At 74.5% G+C, this 16429-nt stretch carries 14 protein-coding genes; 7 read left to right on the forward strand and 7 right to left on the reverse strand.

Annotated elements, in window-relative coordinates; translation table 11 throughout:
- Positions 1-65 precede the first annotated feature (65 nt).
- Genes AB0K67_RS04145 through hutI form a run of 5 tightly spaced genes read left to right on the forward strand, consistent with a single transcriptional unit; the run spans position 66 to position 6942 of the window.
- Complete coding sequence (locus AB0K67_RS04145; protein ID WP_364052531.1) at positions 66-1493, forward strand: cytosine permease; 1428 nt, start codon at positions 66-68, stop codon at positions 1491-1493.
- 28 nt (positions 1494-1521) lie between these two features.
- A complete protein-coding gene (gene hutU, locus AB0K67_RS04150) occupies positions 1522-3177 on the forward strand; it encodes a urocanate hydratase (protein ID WP_364052534.1) in 1656 nt (551 codons plus the stop codon).
- The gene (locus AB0K67_RS04155) at positions 3177-4400 is read left to right on the forward strand and encodes an allantoate amidohydrolase (protein WP_364052537.1); all 1224 of its coding nucleotides are present in this window, start codon (positions 3177-3179) and stop codon (positions 4398-4400) included. The genes hutU and AB0K67_RS04155 overlap by 1 nt, the downstream gene beginning before the upstream one ends.
- Positions 4391-5728: a formimidoylglutamate deiminase gene (locus AB0K67_RS04160; RefSeq protein ID WP_364052540.1), complete on the forward strand. Its 1338-nt coding sequence runs from the start codon at positions 4391-4393 to the stop codon at positions 5726-5728. Before AB0K67_RS04155 ends, AB0K67_RS04160 begins: the two co-directional genes overlap by 10 nt.
- 35 nt (positions 5729-5763) lie before the next feature.
- A complete protein-coding gene (gene hutI / locus AB0K67_RS04165; RefSeq protein ID WP_364052543.1) occupies positions 5764-6942 on the forward strand; it encodes an imidazolonepropionase in 1179 nt (392 codons plus the stop codon).
- Positions 6943-7046: 104 nt separating this feature from the next.
- Here hutI and AB0K67_RS04170 read toward each other — a convergent pair whose 3' ends face one another.
- The gene (locus AB0K67_RS04170; RefSeq protein ID WP_364052546.1) at positions 7047-8228 is read right to left on the reverse strand and encodes a cytochrome P450; all 1182 of its coding nucleotides are present in this window, start codon (positions 8226-8228) and stop codon (positions 7047-7049) included.
- A gap of 180 nt (positions 8229-8408) precedes the next feature.
- Between AB0K67_RS04170 and AB0K67_RS04175 the strand changes: the two genes are divergently transcribed.
- Positions 8409-9485, forward strand: coding sequence for a TetR/AcrR family transcriptional regulator (locus AB0K67_RS04175; RefSeq protein WP_364052549.1), 1077 nt, complete (start codon positions 8409-8411; stop codon positions 9483-9485).
- Positions 9486-9571: 86 nt separating this feature from the next.
- Positions 9572-10345 carry a TetR/AcrR family transcriptional regulator gene (locus tag AB0K67_RS04180; protein ID WP_364052552.1) on the forward strand — a complete coding sequence of 258 codons (774 nt, stop codon included), beginning with the start codon at positions 9572-9574 and terminating at the stop codon, positions 10343-10345.
- A gap of 186 nt (positions 10346-10531) precedes the next feature.
- On the opposite strand, the gene AB0K67_RS04185 is transcribed toward AB0K67_RS04180, so the two are convergent.
- The 6 genes from AB0K67_RS04185 to AB0K67_RS04210 form a co-directional block, all read right to left on the reverse strand.
- Positions 10532-10948, reverse strand: a complete 417-nt coding sequence (locus AB0K67_RS04185) for a hypothetical protein (RefSeq protein ID WP_364052555.1) — start codon at positions 10946-10948, stop codon at positions 10532-10534.
- A 105-nt stretch (positions 10949-11053) separates the two neighbouring features.
- Positions 11054-12667, reverse strand: a complete 1614-nt coding sequence (locus tag AB0K67_RS04190; protein ID WP_364052558.1) for a two-component sensor histidine kinase — start codon at positions 12665-12667, stop codon at positions 11054-11056.
- A gap of 98 nt (positions 12668-12765) precedes the next feature.
- Positions 12766-13629: an SMP-30/gluconolactonase/LRE family protein gene (locus AB0K67_RS04195; protein ID WP_364052561.1), complete on the reverse strand. Its 864-nt coding sequence runs from the start codon at positions 13627-13629 to the stop codon at positions 12766-12768.
- Between the two features lie 42 nt (positions 13630-13671).
- Entirely contained in the window at positions 13672-14835 is a 1164-nt protein-coding gene (locus AB0K67_RS04200; protein WP_364052564.1) for an MFS transporter, read from the reverse strand.
- Positions 14836-14919: 84 nt separating this feature from the next.
- A complete protein-coding gene (locus AB0K67_RS04205) occupies positions 14920-15399 on the reverse strand; it encodes an Rrf2 family transcriptional regulator (RefSeq protein ID WP_364052567.1) in 480 nt (159 codons plus the stop codon).
- A 63-nt stretch (positions 15400-15462) separates the two neighbouring features.
- Entirely contained in the window at positions 15463-16392 is a 930-nt protein-coding gene (locus AB0K67_RS04210) for a pentapeptide repeat-containing protein (protein WP_364052570.1), read from the reverse strand.
- Positions 16393-16429: the final 37 nt, after the last annotated feature.

The following is a 16429-nucleotide window of genomic DNA, read 5'->3' on the forward strand; positions in this document are numbered from 1 at the left end:
CTGTACATTTCCCCTCGAACCCCCGTATCCCCCCAGGGCGCGTGACGCGCGAGAGGCGGACCGCCATGAAAGACCACCAAACCCTGGGCGCGGCTCCAGCCGTGGAGCGCCGGACGATCGACGTGATCCCGGACGCCGAGCGGCACGGCACGCCGCGCAGCCAATTCACTCTCTGGTTCGGCGCGAACATGCAGATCACGGCGATCGTGGACGGCGCGCTCGCCGTCGTGTTCGGCGCCGACGCCCTCTGGGCGATCATCGCCCTGCTGATCGGCAACGTGCTCGGCGGCGCGGTGATGGCGCTGCACTCCGCGCAGGGGCCGCGGCTCGGCCTGCCCCAGATGATCTCCAGCAGGGCGCAGTTCGGCGTGCTCGGCGCGGTCCTGCCGCTCGTCCTCGTCGTGCTGATGTACCTGGGCTTCGCCGCCACCGGCAGCGTGCTGGCCGGGCAGGCGCTCGCCCGGGTCCTGCACCTGCCGACGACCGCGGGCATCCTGCTGTTCGGCGTGCTGACGGCGATCGTCGCGGTGACCGGCTACCGGCTCATCCACAGCGTCGGCAGGATCGCGACCGTGGTCGGCATCGCCGGCCTCGGCTACCTGCTGGTCAAGGTGTTCACCACGTACGACGTGGGCGCCGTCATCGGCGCCAAGCCGTTCGAGGTACCGACGTTCCTGCTGGCCGTGGGGCTGGGCGCGGCCTGGCAGCTGACGTTCGGCCCGTACGTCGCCGACTACTCGCGCTACCTGCCGCGCAGCACCAGCGAGCGGGCCACGTTCTGGGGCACGTTCCTCGGCAGCGTGATCGGCTCGCAGTGGGCGATGTCGCTGGGCGCGCTGATCGCGGCCGTCTCGGGCGCGGTGTTCGTCGGCGACCAGGTCGGGTTCGTCGGCGAGCTGGCCGGGCCCGCCGCCATCGCGCTGCTCATCTACATCGTGATCGTGGTGGGCAAGCTGACCGTCAACACGCTCAACGCCTACGGCGGCTTCATGTGCCTGCTGACGACGGTGACCGCGTTCAACGGCCGCTCGCGCGTCTCCCCCGTGGTCCGCGCCCTGTACATCGTGGGCTTCACCGCGGTCTCGATCGCGGTGGCGCTGCTGGCCAGCGCGGACTTCCTGGACAACTTCAAGAACTTCGTGCTCGCGCTGCTGATGGTGTTCACGCCGTGGAGCGCGATCAACCTCACCGACTACTACCTGATCTCCAAGGAGCGGGTGGACATCCCCGCCCTGTACGACCCGGCGGGACGCTACGGCCGCTGGAACATGACCGCGCTGGTCAGCTACGCCTTCGGCGTGGTGATCCAGATCCCGTTCCTCGCGCAGAAGCTGTACACGGGCCCGATCACCGAGCTGCTCGGCGGCGCCGACATCTCGTGGATCGTCGGCCTGGTGGCCACCGCCGCGCTGTACTACCCGTGGGCCAGGCGTACCTCGAAGCCGCCCGTGGAAATGATCTATCCGTCCTCCGAGCCCGTACAGGCTCGCTGACACAGCCGACAGACAGAGAGGAAGCATCATGGAAGGCGCACGCCCGGTCAGGGCCGCCCGCGGCACCGAGCTGACGGCCCTGGGCTGGCAGCAGGAGGCCGCGCTGCGGATGCTGCAGAACAACCTCGACCCCGAGGTGGCCGAGCACCCCGACGACCTGGTCGTGTACGGCGGGACCGGCCGCGCCGCCCGTGACTGGCGTTCCTTCGACGCGATCGTGCGGACGCTGCGCACGCTGAAGTCCGACGAGACGATGCTGGTGCAGTCGGGCCGCCCGGTCGGCGTGATGACGACGCACGAGTGGGCGCCGCGCGTGCTGATCGCGAACTCGAACCTGGTCGGTGACTGGGCGACGTGGGAGGAGTTCCGCCGTCTCGAGGCGGCGGGCCTGACCATGTACGGCCAGATGACCGCGGGTTCGTGGATCTACATCGGCACGCAGGGCATCCTGCAGGGCACCTACGAGACGTTCGCCGCGGTGGCGGCCAAGCGGTTCGGCGGGTCGCTCGCCGGCACGATCACGCTGACCGCCGGGCTCGGCGGCATGGGCGGCGCGCAGCCGCTGGCCGTCACCATGAACGGCGGCGTCGCGATCTGCGTGGAGTGCGACCCGTCGCGCATCCAGCGCCGCCTCGACCACGGCTACCTGGACGTCCAGGCCGACGACCTGGCGCACGCGCTGCGCCTGGCGACCGAGGCCAGGGACGCGCGCAGGCCGCTGTCGATCGGGCTGCTCGGCAACGCCGCCGACGTGGTGCCGCGCATGCTGGCCGAGGGCGCGCCGATCGACGTGGTGACCGACCAGACGAGCGCGCACGACCCGCTGGCGTACCTGCCGCTCGGGGTGGCGTTCGAGGACATGGCGGCCGAGCGGGACAAGGACCCGGCCGGCTTCACCGAGCGGGCGCGCGCGTCGATGGCGCGGCACGTCGAGGCGATGGTCGGCTTCCAGGACGCCGGCGCCGAGGTGTTCGACTACGGCAACTCGATCAGGGGCGAGGCGAAGCTGGCCGGTTACGACCGGGCCTTCGACTTCCCCGGGTTCGTGCCCGCCTACATCAGGCCGCTGTTCTGCGAGGGCAAGGGCCCGTTCCGGTGGGCGGCGCTGTCGGGCGACCCGGCCGACATCGCGGCGACCGACCGGGCGATCCTGGAGCTGTTCCCGGAGAACGAGCCGCTGGCCCGCTGGATCCGCATGGCCGGTGAGAAGGTGCACTTCCAGGGCCTGCCGGCGCGGATCTGCTGGCTCGGCTACGGCGAGCGGGACCGGGCGGGCGAGCGCTTCAACGACATGGTGGCCTCGGGCGAGCTGCGCGCGCCGATCGTGATCGGCCGCGACCACCTCGACTGCGGGTCGGTGGCCTCGCCGTACCGGGAGACCGAGGGCATGCGCGACGGGTCCGACGCGATCGCGGACTGGCCGCTGCTCAACGCCATGGTGAACGTGGCCTCCGGCGCGTCGTGGGTGTCGATCCACCACGGCGGCGGCGTCGGCATCGGCCGGTCCATCCACGCCGGGCAGGTGACGGTGGCCGACGGCACCGCGCTGGCCGGGGAGAAGATCCGGCGGGTGCTCACCAATGACCCGGGGATGGGCGTGATCCGGCACGTGGACGCCGGGTACGAGGAGGCCGAGGAGGTCGCCCGCCGCACCGGCGTGCGGGTGCCGATGAAGGAGTCCTGATGCCGTCGTCGTTCCAGGAGATGTGGGCGGAGCTGCTGCCGGTGGGCCGGCACGCCGGCTCCGGCGGCTACCGGCGCTTCGCCTGGACCGGCGCGGACGCCGAGTGCCGCGCCTGGTTCCGCGAGCAGGCGCAGGCGCGCGGCCTCGCGGTCGAGACCGACCGCAACGGCAACCAGTGGGCCTGGCTGGGCGATCCGGCGGCGGGCGACGCCGTGGTGACCGGGTCGCATCTGGACTCGGTGCCGGACGGCGGCGCGTTCGACGGGCCGCTCGGCGTGGTGTCGGCGTTCGCCGCGCTGGACGAGCTGGCGGCGCGCGGCGCCCGCCCGTCGCGTCCTGTCGCGGTGGTGAACTTCGGCGACGAGGAGGGCGCCCGGTTCGGGGTGGCCTGTGCGGGTTCGCGGCTGACGGCCGGTCAGCTCACGCCGGAGCGGGCGGCCGCGCTGCGCGACGCCGACGGGGTGACGCTGGCGCAGGCGATGGAGCGTGCCGGCTACGACCCGGAGGCGATCGGCCCCGACGACGAGCGGCTGGCCCGCGTCGGCGTGTTCGTGGAGCTGCACGTCGAGCAGGGCCGCTACCTCGCCGATACCGGCTCGCCGGTGGGCGTGGCGTCGGCGATCTGGCCGCACGGGCGGTGGCGCTTCGACTTCCGCGGCGAGGCCAACCACGCGGGCACCACCCGCATGCAGGACCGTCGCGACCCGATGCTCGCCTACGCCGCGACCGCGCTGGCCGCCCGCGAGCGGGCCGCGGCGGCGGGCGCGCGGGCCACGTTCGGCAAGCTGCTGGTCGAGCCGAACGGCGTGAACGCGGTGCCGAGCCTGGTGCGGGCCTGGCTGGACGCGCGGGCCGCCGACGAGGACGCGCTCGCCGGGCTGCTCTCCGGCATCGAGGAGGCGGCGCGCGAGCACGCCGCCCGCGAGGGTGTGGAGGTCGGGCTGGAGCGCGAGTCGTTCACGCCGGTCGTGGACTTCGCGCCCGCGCTCCGTGACGAGCTGGTGCGGCTGCTGGCCGCGCGCCGCGCGTACGAGGTGCCGGTGCTGCCCACGGGCGCCGGGCACGACGCGGGCATCCTGGCGGCGAAGGTGCCGACGGCGATGCTGTTCGTCCGCAACCCGACCGGGGTGTCCCACTCCCCCGCCGAGCACGCTCGCGAGGACGACTGCGTGGCCGGGGTGGAGGCGCTGGCCGACGTGCTGGAGGGGCTGGCATGCCGGTGACGTTCTTCGCCGAGCACGCCTGGGTCGGGGGCGCGGTCGCCTCAGGGGTGGTGATCGAAGTGTCCGGCGGGCGCGTCTGCGGCGTCCGTACGGGCCTCGCCGCTCCCCCGCCCGGGGCCGAGGTGCTGCGCGGGCTGACGCTGCCCGGCCTGGCGAACGCGCACTCGCACGCCTTCCACCGCGCGCTGCGCGGCATCGCGCAGCGCGGCTCCGGCACGTTCTGGACCTGGCGGGAGACCATGTACGAGGTCGCCGGGCGGCTCGACCCCGACGCGTACCTGGAGCTGGCCAGGGCCGTCTACGCGGAGATGGCGCTGGCCGGGATCACCTGCGTCGGCGAGTTCCACTACCTGCACCACGCCCCCGGCGGCACCCCGTACGGCGACCCCAACGCCATGGGCGAGGCGCTGATCGAGGCGGCGGCGCAGGCCGGGATCAGGATCACGCTGCTGGACACCTGCTACCTGTCGTCGGGGTTCGGCGCGCCGCCCGAGCGGCACCAGCTCCGCTTCAGCGACGGCGACGCGGACGCGTGGGCGGCCCGCGCGAGCGAGCTGAAGGAGCGGGCGCACGCCCGCATCGGCGCGGCGGTCCACTCGGTACGCGCGGTGCCCGCCGAGCAGATCGCGACCGTGGCGCGGTGGGCGGCCGAGCGCGACGCGCCGCTGCACGTGCACCTGTCGGAGCAGCCCGCCGAGAACGAGGCGTGCCTGGCCGCGCACGGCCGCACCCCGGCCGGGCTGCTGGCCGACCGTGGCGCGCTCGGCCCGCGTACCTCCGCCGTGCACGCCACCCACCTGACCGGCGGCGACATCGCCACGCTGGGCGGCTCGGGCACCACGGTCTGCATGTGCCCCACCACCGAGCGGGATCTGGCCGACGGCATCGGCCCGGCCGCCGACCTGGCCGCCGCCGGGTCGCCGATCAGCCTGGGCAGCGACAGCCACGCCGTGATCGACCTGTTCGAGGAGGCGCGGGCGGTGGAGCTGGACGAGCGGCTGCGCACGCTGCGCCGCGGCACGTGGAGCGCCGCCGCGCTGCTGCGCGCCGCCACCCTCGACGGGCACGCGAGCCTGGGCTGGCCGGAGGCGGGCCGGATCGAGGCGGGCGCGCCCGCCGACTTCGTCACGGTCGCGCTCGACTCCGTCCGCACGGCGGGGCCGCCGCCGGAGCTGGGCGCCGAGACGGCGGTGTTCGCCGCGTCCGCCGCCGACGTCCGGCACGTCGTGGTCGGCGGCCGTCCCGTCGTCCGCGACGGTGCGCACCTGCTGGTGCCGGACGTGCCCGGCGCGCTGTCCCGCGCGATCGCCCGCGTCACCCGCCCGTAGCATTCCGCGACATCCCCAACGAAAGGAGCCGTGCAGTGTCCGTCGCGTCCGTCGCGTCCGTCGCGTCCGTCGCCATCACCGGGATCGGCAGCCTGCTCACCAACGATCCCGAGCTGGGCACGATCACCGGCGCCGCCGTCGTCTTCGACGAGGGCCGCGTCGTCTGGGCGGGGCCTGAGTCCCGCGTGCCCGACGCTGACGAGCGGGTGGACGCGGGCGGGCGGGCCGCGATCCCCGGGTTCGTGGACTCGCACGCGCACCTGGTGTTCGCCGGTGACCGCACCGCCGAGTTCGACGCGCGCATGTCGGGGCAGCCGTACTCGGCGGGCGGCATCCGTACGACGGTGGCGGCGACCCGCGCGGCGAGCGACGCCGAGCTGGACGCGAACGTCGCCAGGTACGTCGCCGAGGCGCTGCGCCAGGGCACCACGACGATCGAGGTCAAGTCGGGTTACGGGCTCACGGTGGAGGACGAGGCCCGCTCGCTGCGGATCGCGGCCGGTCACACCGATGAGGTGACGTACCTGGGCGCCCACGTGGTGCCGGCCGAGTACGCCGGCGACCCCGACGCGTACGTGGAGCTGGTCGCCGGGCCGATGCTGAAGGCGTGCGCCCCGCACGCGCGCTGGGTGGACGTGTTCTGCGAGCGGGGCGCGTTCGACGGCGACCAGTCGCGCGCGGTGCTGGAGGCGGGGCTGCGGGCCGGTCTGACGCCGCGCGTGCACGCCAACCAGCTCGGTCCCGGACCCGGCGTACGGCTGGCGGTCGAGCTGGGGGCGGCGTCGGCCGACCACTGCACGCATCTCGACGACGCCGACGTGGACGCGCTGGCGAGCGGCTCGACGGTGGCGACGCTGCTGCCGGGCGCGGAGTTCTCCACCCGCTCGCCGTACCCGGACGCGCGCCGCCTGCTCGACGCCGGTGTCACGGTGGCGCTGTCGACCGACTGCAACCCGGGGTCGAGCTTCACCAGCTCGATGCCGTTCTGCGTGGCGCTGGCCGTGCGCGAGATGCGCATGACGCCGGACGAGGCGGTGGTCGCGGCGACGCTAGGCGGCGCCAGGGCGCTGCGCCGCGACGACATCGGGCGGCTGTCGCCCGGCGCCCGCGCCGACCTGGTGCTGCTGGACGCGCCGAGCCACGTCCACCTGGCCTACCGGCCGGGCGTGCCGCTCGTCTGGGCGGTCTGGCGCGACGGCGTCCGCCAGGTTTGACGCGCCAGGTGCGCGGCGGGCGAGCCGTGATCCGGCCGGGCCGGCAGTAGTGTCGCCGCCGAGCCCGACGTCGATCTGGGCGATGAGGTCGTCCGCGCCGGTCCTCAGCGCCGCGCCGCCCCCAGCGTCACCGGCAGCGCCGCGAGCCGCTGCGTCCCCGGATCCGGCAGGTACGCCGCCTCGCCCGCGAGTTCCATGCCGGGGAAGCGCCGCAGCAGCGCGCCGAGCGCGACCGCGACCTCCACGCGGGCCAGCCCGGCGCCCACGCAGAAGTGCGGCCCGTGGCCGAAGCCGAGGTGCGGCACCGGCTCCCTGGTGATGTCGAAGCTGTCCGGGTCGTCGAACGCGCGCGGGTCCCGGTTGGCCGCCACGACCGAGACCGTCACCGGCTCGCCCTTGGGGATGCGCACGCCGCCGATCTCGACGTCCTCCGCCGCGAACCTGGGCACGGTCATGATCTGCGGGGTGCACCAGCGGGCCAGTTCCTCCACCGCGCGCGGCATCAGCGCGGGGTCGGCGCGCAGCGCGGCGAGCTGATCGGGGTGCTGGAACAGCGTGACCAGGGCGTTGGCGATGAGGTTCGCGGGGGTCTGGCCCGCGAGGACCAGCAGCCACACCATCGTCACCAGCTCGTCGTCCGAGAGGCGGTCGCCGTCCTCGCCGGCGATGCGGGCCAGGTCGGAGACCACGTTCGCGGACGGCGCCCTGCGGGCCTCGGCGATCGCGGCCTTCGCGCCCTCGATGATCGCCGGGATGGCCTTCGCGAACGCCTCACCGTGACCGGTCGCGACGGCGGCGCCATACTCGCGCCAGGCGGGGCGGTCGGCGGCGGGGATGCCGACCAGCTCGCAGATCACCTCCATGGGCAGCGGCCTGGCGAAGCCGGCGAGCAGGTCGGCCTTGCCTTCCTGGAGCTCGCCGAGCAGGCGTCCGACGATGGCCTCGACGCGCGGCGCGAACTCCAGGGCCCGACGCGGCGTGAACGCGGGCGCGACCAGCCGCCGCAGCCGCGTGTGCTCGGGACCGTTCATCTCGGACATCGTGCGCATATAGCGGGCGCAGTGCTCGGGCACGCCGGGACGCAGGAAGCTGCCCGAGTTGATCTCCAGGCGCGGATCGGCCAGCGCCGCCCTCGCCTCCTCGTAACGGGTGACGGCCCATAGGTGGCCGAGCCCCGGTGCCAGCAGCCGCGCCACGGGGGACTTCTCCCTGGCCGGGGCGTACGCGGCGGCCAGGTCGCGCAGCACGGCCACATCGGACAGGTCGATCTCCGGCACGTCGGTCATCCGTCGCCTCCATTTCGGATGATGTCATCATCTGGATGGTGACGGTATCTTGGCTTGAGACCTCCGGCAACTCGCTTGCAGCGCCCGGTAACGTGCTTGGGCGCATGACACCGTCTTCGAGCCCACGGCTTGAAGGCACGGACGACGCCTGCTGAGAAGGCACGAAACGGAGGAGGGCGGTTGGTCCGGCTCACCAGGGCGCAGGCGCAGGAGCGCAACCGGGCGAAGGTGCTGGCGGCGGCCAAGGAGGAGTTCGCCGAACGCGGCTACCGCGACGCCAAGATCGACGCCATCGCCGACCGGGCCGAGCTGACCCGGGGCGCGGTCTACTCCAACTTCCCCGGCAAGCGGGCCCTCTACTTCGCGGTGCTCGCCGACCTGGCCGAGCGCGCACCCGTACGGCCGCCGGAAGAACCCGCGCTGACCGTGCGCGAGGCGCTCGGGGAGGTGGCGCGGGCATGGGTGACCCGGCTGCCGCTGGTCAGCGACGGCGAACGCGAGCCGAGCCGCCTCGGCATGCACCTGATCCCGGAGATCCTCGCCGACGAGGCCACGCGCAAGCCGTACGCGCAGCTCATGCGGCTCAACGCGATCCTGCTCGGGCTGGCCATGGAGCGGCTGCGGCCGCCCCGCGAACCTGACGGGCGGCTGGTCCGGCTCGCCGAGGCCGCGCTCACCGTCCTGCAGGGGTCCTCGCAGCTCTCGGCCGCCGCGCCCGGGTTCGTCGAGCCGTTCAACGTGATCCGCGTGTGCGAGCAGCTCGCCGACCTCGACCTGGGCGACCGCTGGTTCGTGGCGCCCATGGTGCCGGAGGTACGGTCGCCGGGCACGCCGTGGTCGCCGCCGGCAGGGACGCTCGACGCGGTCACCGGGGAGCCCGCCCATCCCGAGCGCGACGGCGTGGTGGCGGTGCTCGGGCTGCACCGGCTGTCGGCCGCCGAGGAGGCCGTACGCGCCGCGCCGCCCGACGCCGAGGTGACCGCCGTCATCGTCACCGGCACGCCCCAGGAGCTGATGCCCCTGGCGCGGCTGGTCGTCGCCGAGGTGAGCACGTGCCTGCGGCAGGCGTTCCCCCGCGCCGCCTGGCCCCGGCTCCGCGTGGTCCACGACGACACGGGCGCGCTGGCGGCCGCGGCGGGGGTGGCATCGCCCGGCGACCGTACCGAGGTGGCGCTGCGGGTGCGGGCGGGCCGCGTGGAGCTCCGCGCCGAAGGCTTCGGCGCCTGCCACACCGCCGCCACCCACCCCCTCACCTGACCCCGCACCGGCGTCCTGCCGGCCGAGCCGCGCTGCGACCGTTCGTACCAGGCAGAGGGGGCCGAGCGCGGTGTCCTGTCCGCCAGGTGGTGTTGCGCGGCGGTGAGCGTCCGGCGGCGGGTGCGGTCGTCGGGCGGCGCGAGCGCAAGAAGCAGGCCACCCGGGCGGCGCTCAGCGAGGCCGCGCTCCGCCTCTCCCTGCGCCACGGCGTCGAGAACGTCACCGTCGAGCAGATCGCCGGCGCGGCCGACATCGCGCTGCGCACCTTCTTCAACTACTTCTCCAGCAAGGAGGAGGCGGTGGTGGCGACCCTGTCGGCCGCCGCCGAGCAGCTCATCGCCCGGTTCCGTGCCCGCCCGCCGGAGGAGCCGGTGCTGACGGCCTTCCGCGAGGCGGTGCTCGCGGTCATGAACGACAGCGACGCCGCCGGCCGGGACCACATCCGCGCGCTCCGGCTGGTCAGGAGCACACCGTCGCTGGTGCCGTACGAGCTGGCCGTCCTCGCCGCCCAGGAGCAGGCGCTGGCCGAAGCCATCGCCGAACGCATCACCCCCACGCAGGCGGCCTCCGCCCGCACCGAGGCGATCACCCCACGCGCCCAGGCCGAGGCGGCGCCTGCCCGCACCGTCCCGCGCGAGGTGACCGCCCAGGACGGCGGGAGGTTCGATGAGGCGGGTGTTTATCCGATCGTGTGCGCGGGGGCCGTGCTGAGCGCGCTGCGGGTCGTGATCGACCGCTGGTCGCGCTGGGCCGACGAGCCGGGCAGGGTGCCCGACATCGCGGTGCTGCGCCGCCAGTTCGACGCCGCCATCGCCGAGCTGGCCGCCGGACTGGATCGCCCCGGCCGTACGCCCCACTGAACCTCGGCCACCCGACCGGGCTCCCCGACCGAGCCTCAACACCCCAGCGGGTCGCTGCGCGAGGCGACGGGGTGCCCCCCTCGCGTCAAGCGCCCGCGCTGGGTGCGCCCCGCGGGCTCTTCGTACGAGCGGAAATCGCGTTGCGGGCCTCAGCGGCGTACTGACATGATCAACAATCCTTTACGGTCATGACAGCGCAGGTGGTGACGGCATGCGGTGGGCGGGCCCGGCGCTCGCGATCGGGTCGGCGTGCGGGTTCGCGTTCTCAGGTCCGATGGCGAAGTACCTCGTCGCGGCCGGGATGACGCCGATCGAGGCGGTGTGGACCCGGCTGCCGGTCGGGATCGCGCTGCTGCTGGTGTCGCTGTCGCCGGTGCTCGTGGTGGCCTGGGTCCGGCTGGTACGCCGCCGGCGGCTGCCCCGGTCCGCGTACGCGGGCACGATCGTCGCGATCGCCGGCCTGGCGATCGTCGTGGAGGCATGGCAGGAGATCCGCCTGGACGGGCTGGGCCTGGCGACGGGACTGCTGGCGGCGGCCTGCTCGGCCGGATACTTCCTGATGAACGAGAGCTTCGGCGACGAGGTGAACCCGCTCGCGCTCATCGCCTGGGGCCTGGCGGGAGCGAGCGTGCTGATGATTCCGGCGGCGTCGCCGTGGGCGCTGCCGTGGGAGGCGTGGTGTCGTGAGCCTCGGGCCGGGTGGCGGCCTCACTCGGGGGCTCGGGGTGGCAGAGCGGCTGACAGAAGCCAGCCGCCGTCGCCGTCCGGGCCGGCGTCCAGGGTGCCGCCCAGGGCGCGGACGCGCTTGCGCATGCCGGCCAGGCCGTGTCCGGAGGAGGGCAGGCGTTCCGGGGCGGCGGGTGGAGGGCCGTTGTGCAGCCGTACCGACGCTCCGCCGCCCGAGGCGGTGACCGTGACCGCTACGCGGGTGCCGGGGCCGGCGTGTTTGAGCACGTTCGTCAGCCCCTCCTGGACGACGCCCGCGGCGCACGCGCGCAGCACCGGCGAGACCGTCGCCATGCCGGGGTCGAGGTCGAGGTCCACCACGAGGCCGGCGGCGGACATGCGGCCGGCCGCCGCGCGTATCAGGTCGGGCGCCTCGAGGTGCGGGTCGCCGCCGTGCAGCAGGTTGCTCAGGTCGCGCAGCACCTGGTCGCCGGTCTCGCGGATGTCGGCGAGCGCGTGGCCGAGCGGCCCGTCGGGTACGGCGGCCCGGGCATCACCGGCCCGCAGCACCATCGCGCCGACGTGCCCCGCGACCAGCGTCTGCACGTCCCGGGCGATGTGCTCGCGCTCGGCCAGCAGGTCCGCGCGGGCGCGCGCGAGCGTCAGGCGTACGGCTTCCTCGGCCCGCAGCCGCTCGGCGGCGGTGACGGCGCGGCGCATGCCGAGATAGCGGCCTGCGACGACCGGCATCGCCACCAGCGTCACCAGCACGATCACGCGCAGCGTGGTGATCCGGCTGAAGGACTCGAACACGGCCACCGCGACGCACGCACAGCCCGCCGCGTACACCAGCGCCGTCCACGCCCACGACGACACCCGCTTGGCGAACACGCCGATCGCCACCAGCAGGAGCAGCATGCCGGTGTCGGTGGCCCCGTGCAGGTGGGCGTCCGCGGCGAGCAGCAGCGCCGCTTCGACGGCCACCACCAGGCCGGGCAGCCTCCTGGCGAGGCCGAGCGCCAGCCCGGCGACGACCGTGGCCACCTGGACGATCGCGAGGGGCTGGCCGCCGGTGTGCCAGATGTCCCACGTGCTCAGCACCGCCAGCAGCGCGCCTGCGCCGGCCAGGAGCACGTCGATCGTGCCGTCGTCGTCAGCATGGCGCGGATGAGCGCCGATGGCGGCGTCCCCGGCACTACGCAGGTCGTCGCCGATGTCAGCGTGCGCGGCGCGGCGCAACCCAGCGCCGATGGCGGCGGGCACCGCAGGCAGGAGGAGCGCGAGCGCCATCGTGCCCGGGGTGACGCCGGGGCCGGCCACGTTCAGGGCGGTCGCCAGTACGGCGGCGAGCATCGGGCCGCGCGCCTCCCTCAAGCCGTGCCGATAGCCGGTGACGCAGAGGGCCACGCACATCAGGACCTGCGCGCTGTCGGCGCCCGGCGCTAACCGGCCGGCGATCACCAGGAGCGCGGCGAGGTGAACGGTGACCGGGCCGGGACGCCGGCGTACGACGCCCATGGGCAGACCGGCCAGCAGCGCCACGGCAAACTCGGACGGCGTCGGCATGCCCTCGCCGGCGTGACCGTTGATGAGCAGTTCCAGGGCGACGGCCGAAGCGGCGAACAGCCCATCCAACGACGCACCGCGCGAACGCATGCGCTCACGTTACCGATTGATCACCACGTGCGTGGCCCGCCTGCGACGGCCCAGGTCACCCCGCCGACGCCGCCCGGCCCGCCTCCGGCGAGCCGGCTTCAGAGCGTGGTGGGGAGTACCGGGAGGCCGCGTACGCCGGGGTCGGCGGCGAAGAGGGCGCCCGCCTCGGGCTGTTCGGCCCGGTCGATGTCGAGGGCCGAGGTCGTGATGTAGAGCCGGTCGAGCCGCTCGCCGCCGAACGCGACGGCCGTGACCTTGGGTACGGGGAGGGTGATGACGGCGTCGAGCCGCCCGCCGGGGGTGTAGCGGTGGACGGCCCCGCCTCCCCACAGCGCCACCCAGACGCCGCCCTCGGCGTCCACGGTGAGCCCGTCGGGCGCCCCCTGTCCGGGGTCGAGGACGGCGAACGGCCGCCGCCCGCTCAGCCCGCCGGCCGGGTCGTAGTCGAGGACGTCCACGCGGCCGGTGGTGGTGTCGGCGTAGTAGGCGAGCCGGCCGTCGGGGCTGAAGCCGAACCCGTTGGAGATCGTCACCTCGGGCAGCACCACGCGCAGCCGCCCGTCGGGCTCGGCCACGTAGAAGGAGCCGCCTCCTGGGGTCTCGTCGTAGGCCATGCTGCCGATGTAGAACCGGCCGTCGGGGTCGCAGCCGCCTTCGTTCATGCGGACGCCGGGGTCGGTCCACGCCTCGCCGAGCGAGCGCAGCGGCGCGTCGAGGTCGTCGGAGTCGGCCAGCAGCAGCTCGCGCTCGGCCGCGACGACGTAGCCGCCGGAGACGCGGGGGCGGACGACGGCGGCCACCTTGCCGACGTGGCGGCGGCGCACCTCGCCGGCCTCGGTGAGCGCGAGCACGTCGCCCTTCAGCATGTCCACCCAGCGCAGCCCGCCCCACCGGGCGGACCACACGGGCCCCTCGCCGTGCTGGGCGACGGGGTCGGTGACGGTGTACGCGGTGATGCCCATGCCGCTCTCCTCCATGATCGCTGCGATAGGCCAGCCTAGTGGTCAGATGCGCCGGGTGGCCACGATCAGCAGCAGGGCGAGCACCGCCAGCACCGCGCCCGCCGCGTACGTCACCGCCACCCCTTGCGCCAGGGTCAGGCCGCCGATGAGCGTGCCCGCGCCGATGCCGACGTAGATGGCCGACGCGTTGAGCGAGACGACCAGCGACGCCTCCTGAGGTGCGACGCCGATGAGCCGGTGCTGCTGGGGCGGGGTCTGGCACCAGGTGCCCGCGCCCCATCCGACGGCCAGCAGCCCGACCAGGGCGACCGGCACGTCCTGCCCGCCGGCCAGCCATCCCAGCCCGGCGAGGCTGGCCGCCATCACGACATATCCCCCCATGAGCACGCGGCTCGCTCCCCACCGGTCGATGGTGTACCCGGCGGCCATGTTGCCGAAGATGGCGCCCACCCCGTACAGGAACAGCATCGACGCGGTGGACTCCACGCCGACGGCGCGCATCGCCGGGGCGCTGTAGGCGTAGACGGTGTAGGTGGCGGCCATGCCGAGCACGGTCAGCGCCAGCACGGCGGGGACGGCGGGACGCCGCAGCACGCTGAGCCGTTCGCGCAGCGGCACCGGCGGCTGGCCGGGCAGCGCGGGCAGGATCGCGAAGACCGCGACCGCCACCGCCGCGCACGCCCCGGCCACCAGGCCGAGCGCGGCCCGCCAGCCGAGCACCTGACCGGCCAGCCCGCCGAGCGGCACGCCCGCGGCCGTCGCCACGGTCAGCCCGCCGATGACGGTGGCGAGCGCCCGTCCTCGCACCTCAGGCCGCGACAGCGCCGCCGCCACGGCTCCGGCGTTCGGGGTGAACGCCGCCGCGCCCGCCGCCGCCAGCACGCGCGTCACCAGCAGCACCGCGAAGGTCGGCGCGAGCGCCGAGCCCAGGTTCGCGAGCGCGAGCACGAGCAGCGCGCCGACCAGCAGCGCCCGCCGCGACAGGCGGGCGGTCACGGTGGCGAGGATCGGCGAGAGCATCGCGTACGCCACCGCGAACGCGGTGACCGACTGCCCCGCCGCCGTCTCGCTCACCTCCAGCGACGCGGCGAGCTGCGGCAGGAATCCGGCCACGACGAACGCGTCCGTCCCCACGGCGAACGTGCCGACGGCCAGCACGGCCACGGGCACGAACGCCCGCCGCCGTTGAACCGGGACATCCAACATCCCCTTTTTCCTCCCGAGAAAGCGACACCTGGATCGTGGTCGTGGAAAGCGCGCCTCAGCCCTCACGTGGCCTCGGCTCCGGTCTCAGCCGGTGAGACGGGCGTAGTGGCGGCGGGTGCGCCCCGGCGCGGACGGCGCGGCCTCGCGCATGAGGTCGGCGAGGGTCTGCGCGGCCAGCTCCCTGCGCCAGGCCAGTTCGGCGCGGCGCATCGCGATCACCACGCCGCAGGGCTTGGCGAACGTGCCGGCGGGCTCCTCGGCGCCCGCTCCGCGCCGGCGGATCTCGTTGCACCTGAACGCCTCGTCGCGGCCCTCGATCGCGGCCACGACGTCGAGGAGCGTGATGCGCTCCGGCGCTCTGGCCAGCCGGAAGCCGCCCTTCACTCCGGGCACGGAGGCGAGGATGCCGGCGCGTACGAGGTCCTGCAGCCGCTTCTTCAGGTAGACGGGCGGCAGCTCGAACAGCTCGGCCAGCTTCCCGGTCGGGATCGGCGCCTCATCCTCCAGCCAGGCCAGCGCCAGGCAGCAGTGCAGACCCCACTCGACCCCTTCTCCCATCCGCATGAAAGGGGATGTTACACGTCCCGGTTTTGCTGTGGGTGTCGGAGGCTCCCCGCCGTACGGGGCTCAGCGGCCTCGTCTGAGGCGGCGGGTCTTGGGGCGGGGGCGCGCCGATCGCGAAGCGCCTGCCGCCCAGCCGCCGGTCTCTCGGCCGCCGGCCGCCGGAGCGCCCGCCGCCGTGCCGCCCGTCCAGTGGGCCGGGCGGGTGAGGGCGGCGGGCAGGCGCGTGGCGGGGCCGCCCATGGCGGCGTTCACCTGGGCCTGGGTGAGGAAGACGGCACCGGTGAGGTCGGCGCCGGTCAGGTTCGCGCCGCGCAGGTCGGCCCCGATGAGGTCGGCCTGCCGCAGGTCGGCGCCGCGCAGGTCGGCGCCGATCAGGTACGCCCCGCGCAGGTCTGCCCCTCGCAGCCGGGCGCCGCGCAGCCGGGCCCCGATGAGGTCGGCGCCGCGGTGCCGCTTGCCGCCGAGCCCGTGACGCACCAGCTCGCTCGCCCGCAGCAGCACCTCGTTGACCCGCGCGCGGTGGGCGCCGACGTCGAGGTGTTCGAGCACGACGGCGCTCTCGCGGGTGAGGCGTTCCGTCTCCTCCAGCAGGGCGCGGGCGTCGGGGTGCACGGGCGCGGCGGCGGGCAGGGTGAGGATCTCCGCGAGATACCACAGCAGCTCGTGCAGCCCGCGCATCACCGGGAACACGGCGTACATCTGCCGGGCCGTCTCCGGGGCCTCGCGCCAGCTCCGCCCCTCGTACGTGACCTGCGAGACCTTCTGCCCGGCCCCGAAGCACTCGAACACCGTGCACCCGTTGAACCCGCTCTCGCGCAGCCGCGAGTGGATCGAGCAGCGGAAGTCGTCGCGCAGGTTGGCGCAGGGCCGGCCGGCGTCCTTGTCGACGGCGAAGTCCGCCGACGCCGAGAACGGCAGCGCCACGCAGCACAGCCCGAAGCAGCTCGCACAGTCGGACAGCAGGCCGAGCTCGCGCGGGTGGGTTCCTGGCACCGGGCGGTTCTCCTCTTCACGTACGGGGCGGCAGGCC

The sequence above is a fragment of the Nonomuraea sp. NPDC052634 genome (genome assembly GCF_040678535.1).
GTDB classification, from domain to species: Bacteria; Actinomycetota; Actinomycetes; order Streptosporangiales; family Streptosporangiaceae; genus Nonomuraea; species Nonomuraea fastidiosa.

Excerpts from the sequence above, each read along its gene's own strand:
- AB0K67_RS04145 (WP_364052531.1), top strand. The coding sequence starts at position 66 with ATGAAAGACCACCAAACCCTGGGCGCGGCTCCAGCCGTGGAGCGCCGG.
- AB0K67_RS04170 (WP_364052546.1), bottom strand. The coding sequence starts at position 8,228 with ATGACCGACGTGCCGGAGATCGACCTGTCCGATGTGGCCGTGCTGCGC.
- AB0K67_RS04155 (WP_364052537.1), top strand. The coding sequence starts at position 3,177 with ATGCCGTCGTCGTTCCAGGAGATGTGGGCGGAGCTGCTGCCGGTGGGC.
- AB0K67_RS04205 (WP_364052567.1), bottom strand. The coding sequence starts at position 15,399 with ATGCGGATGGGAGAAGGGGTCGAGTGGGGTCTGCACTGCTGCCTGGCG.
- AB0K67_RS04160 (WP_364052540.1), top strand. The coding sequence starts at position 4,391 with ATGCCGGTGACGTTCTTCGCCGAGCACGCCTGGGTCGGGGGCGCGGTC.
- AB0K67_RS04190 (WP_364052558.1), bottom strand. The coding sequence starts at position 12,667 with ATGCGTTCGCGCGGTGCGTCGTTGGATGGGCTGTTCGCCGCTTCGGCC.
- hutU (WP_364052534.1), top strand. The coding sequence starts at position 1,522 with ATGGAAGGCGCACGCCCGGTCAGGGCCGCCCGCGGCACCGAGCTGACG.
- AB0K67_RS04185 (WP_364052555.1), bottom strand. The coding sequence starts at position 10,948 with ATGAGCGCGAGCGGGTTCACCTCGTCGCCGAAGCTCTCGTTCATCAGG.
- AB0K67_RS04195 (WP_364052561.1), bottom strand. The coding sequence starts at position 13,629 with ATGGGCATCACCGCGTACACCGTCACCGACCCCGTCGCCCAGCACGGC.
- AB0K67_RS04200 (WP_364052564.1), bottom strand. The coding sequence starts at position 14,835 with ATGTTGGATGTCCCGGTTCAACGGCGGCGGGCGTTCGTGCCCGTGGCC.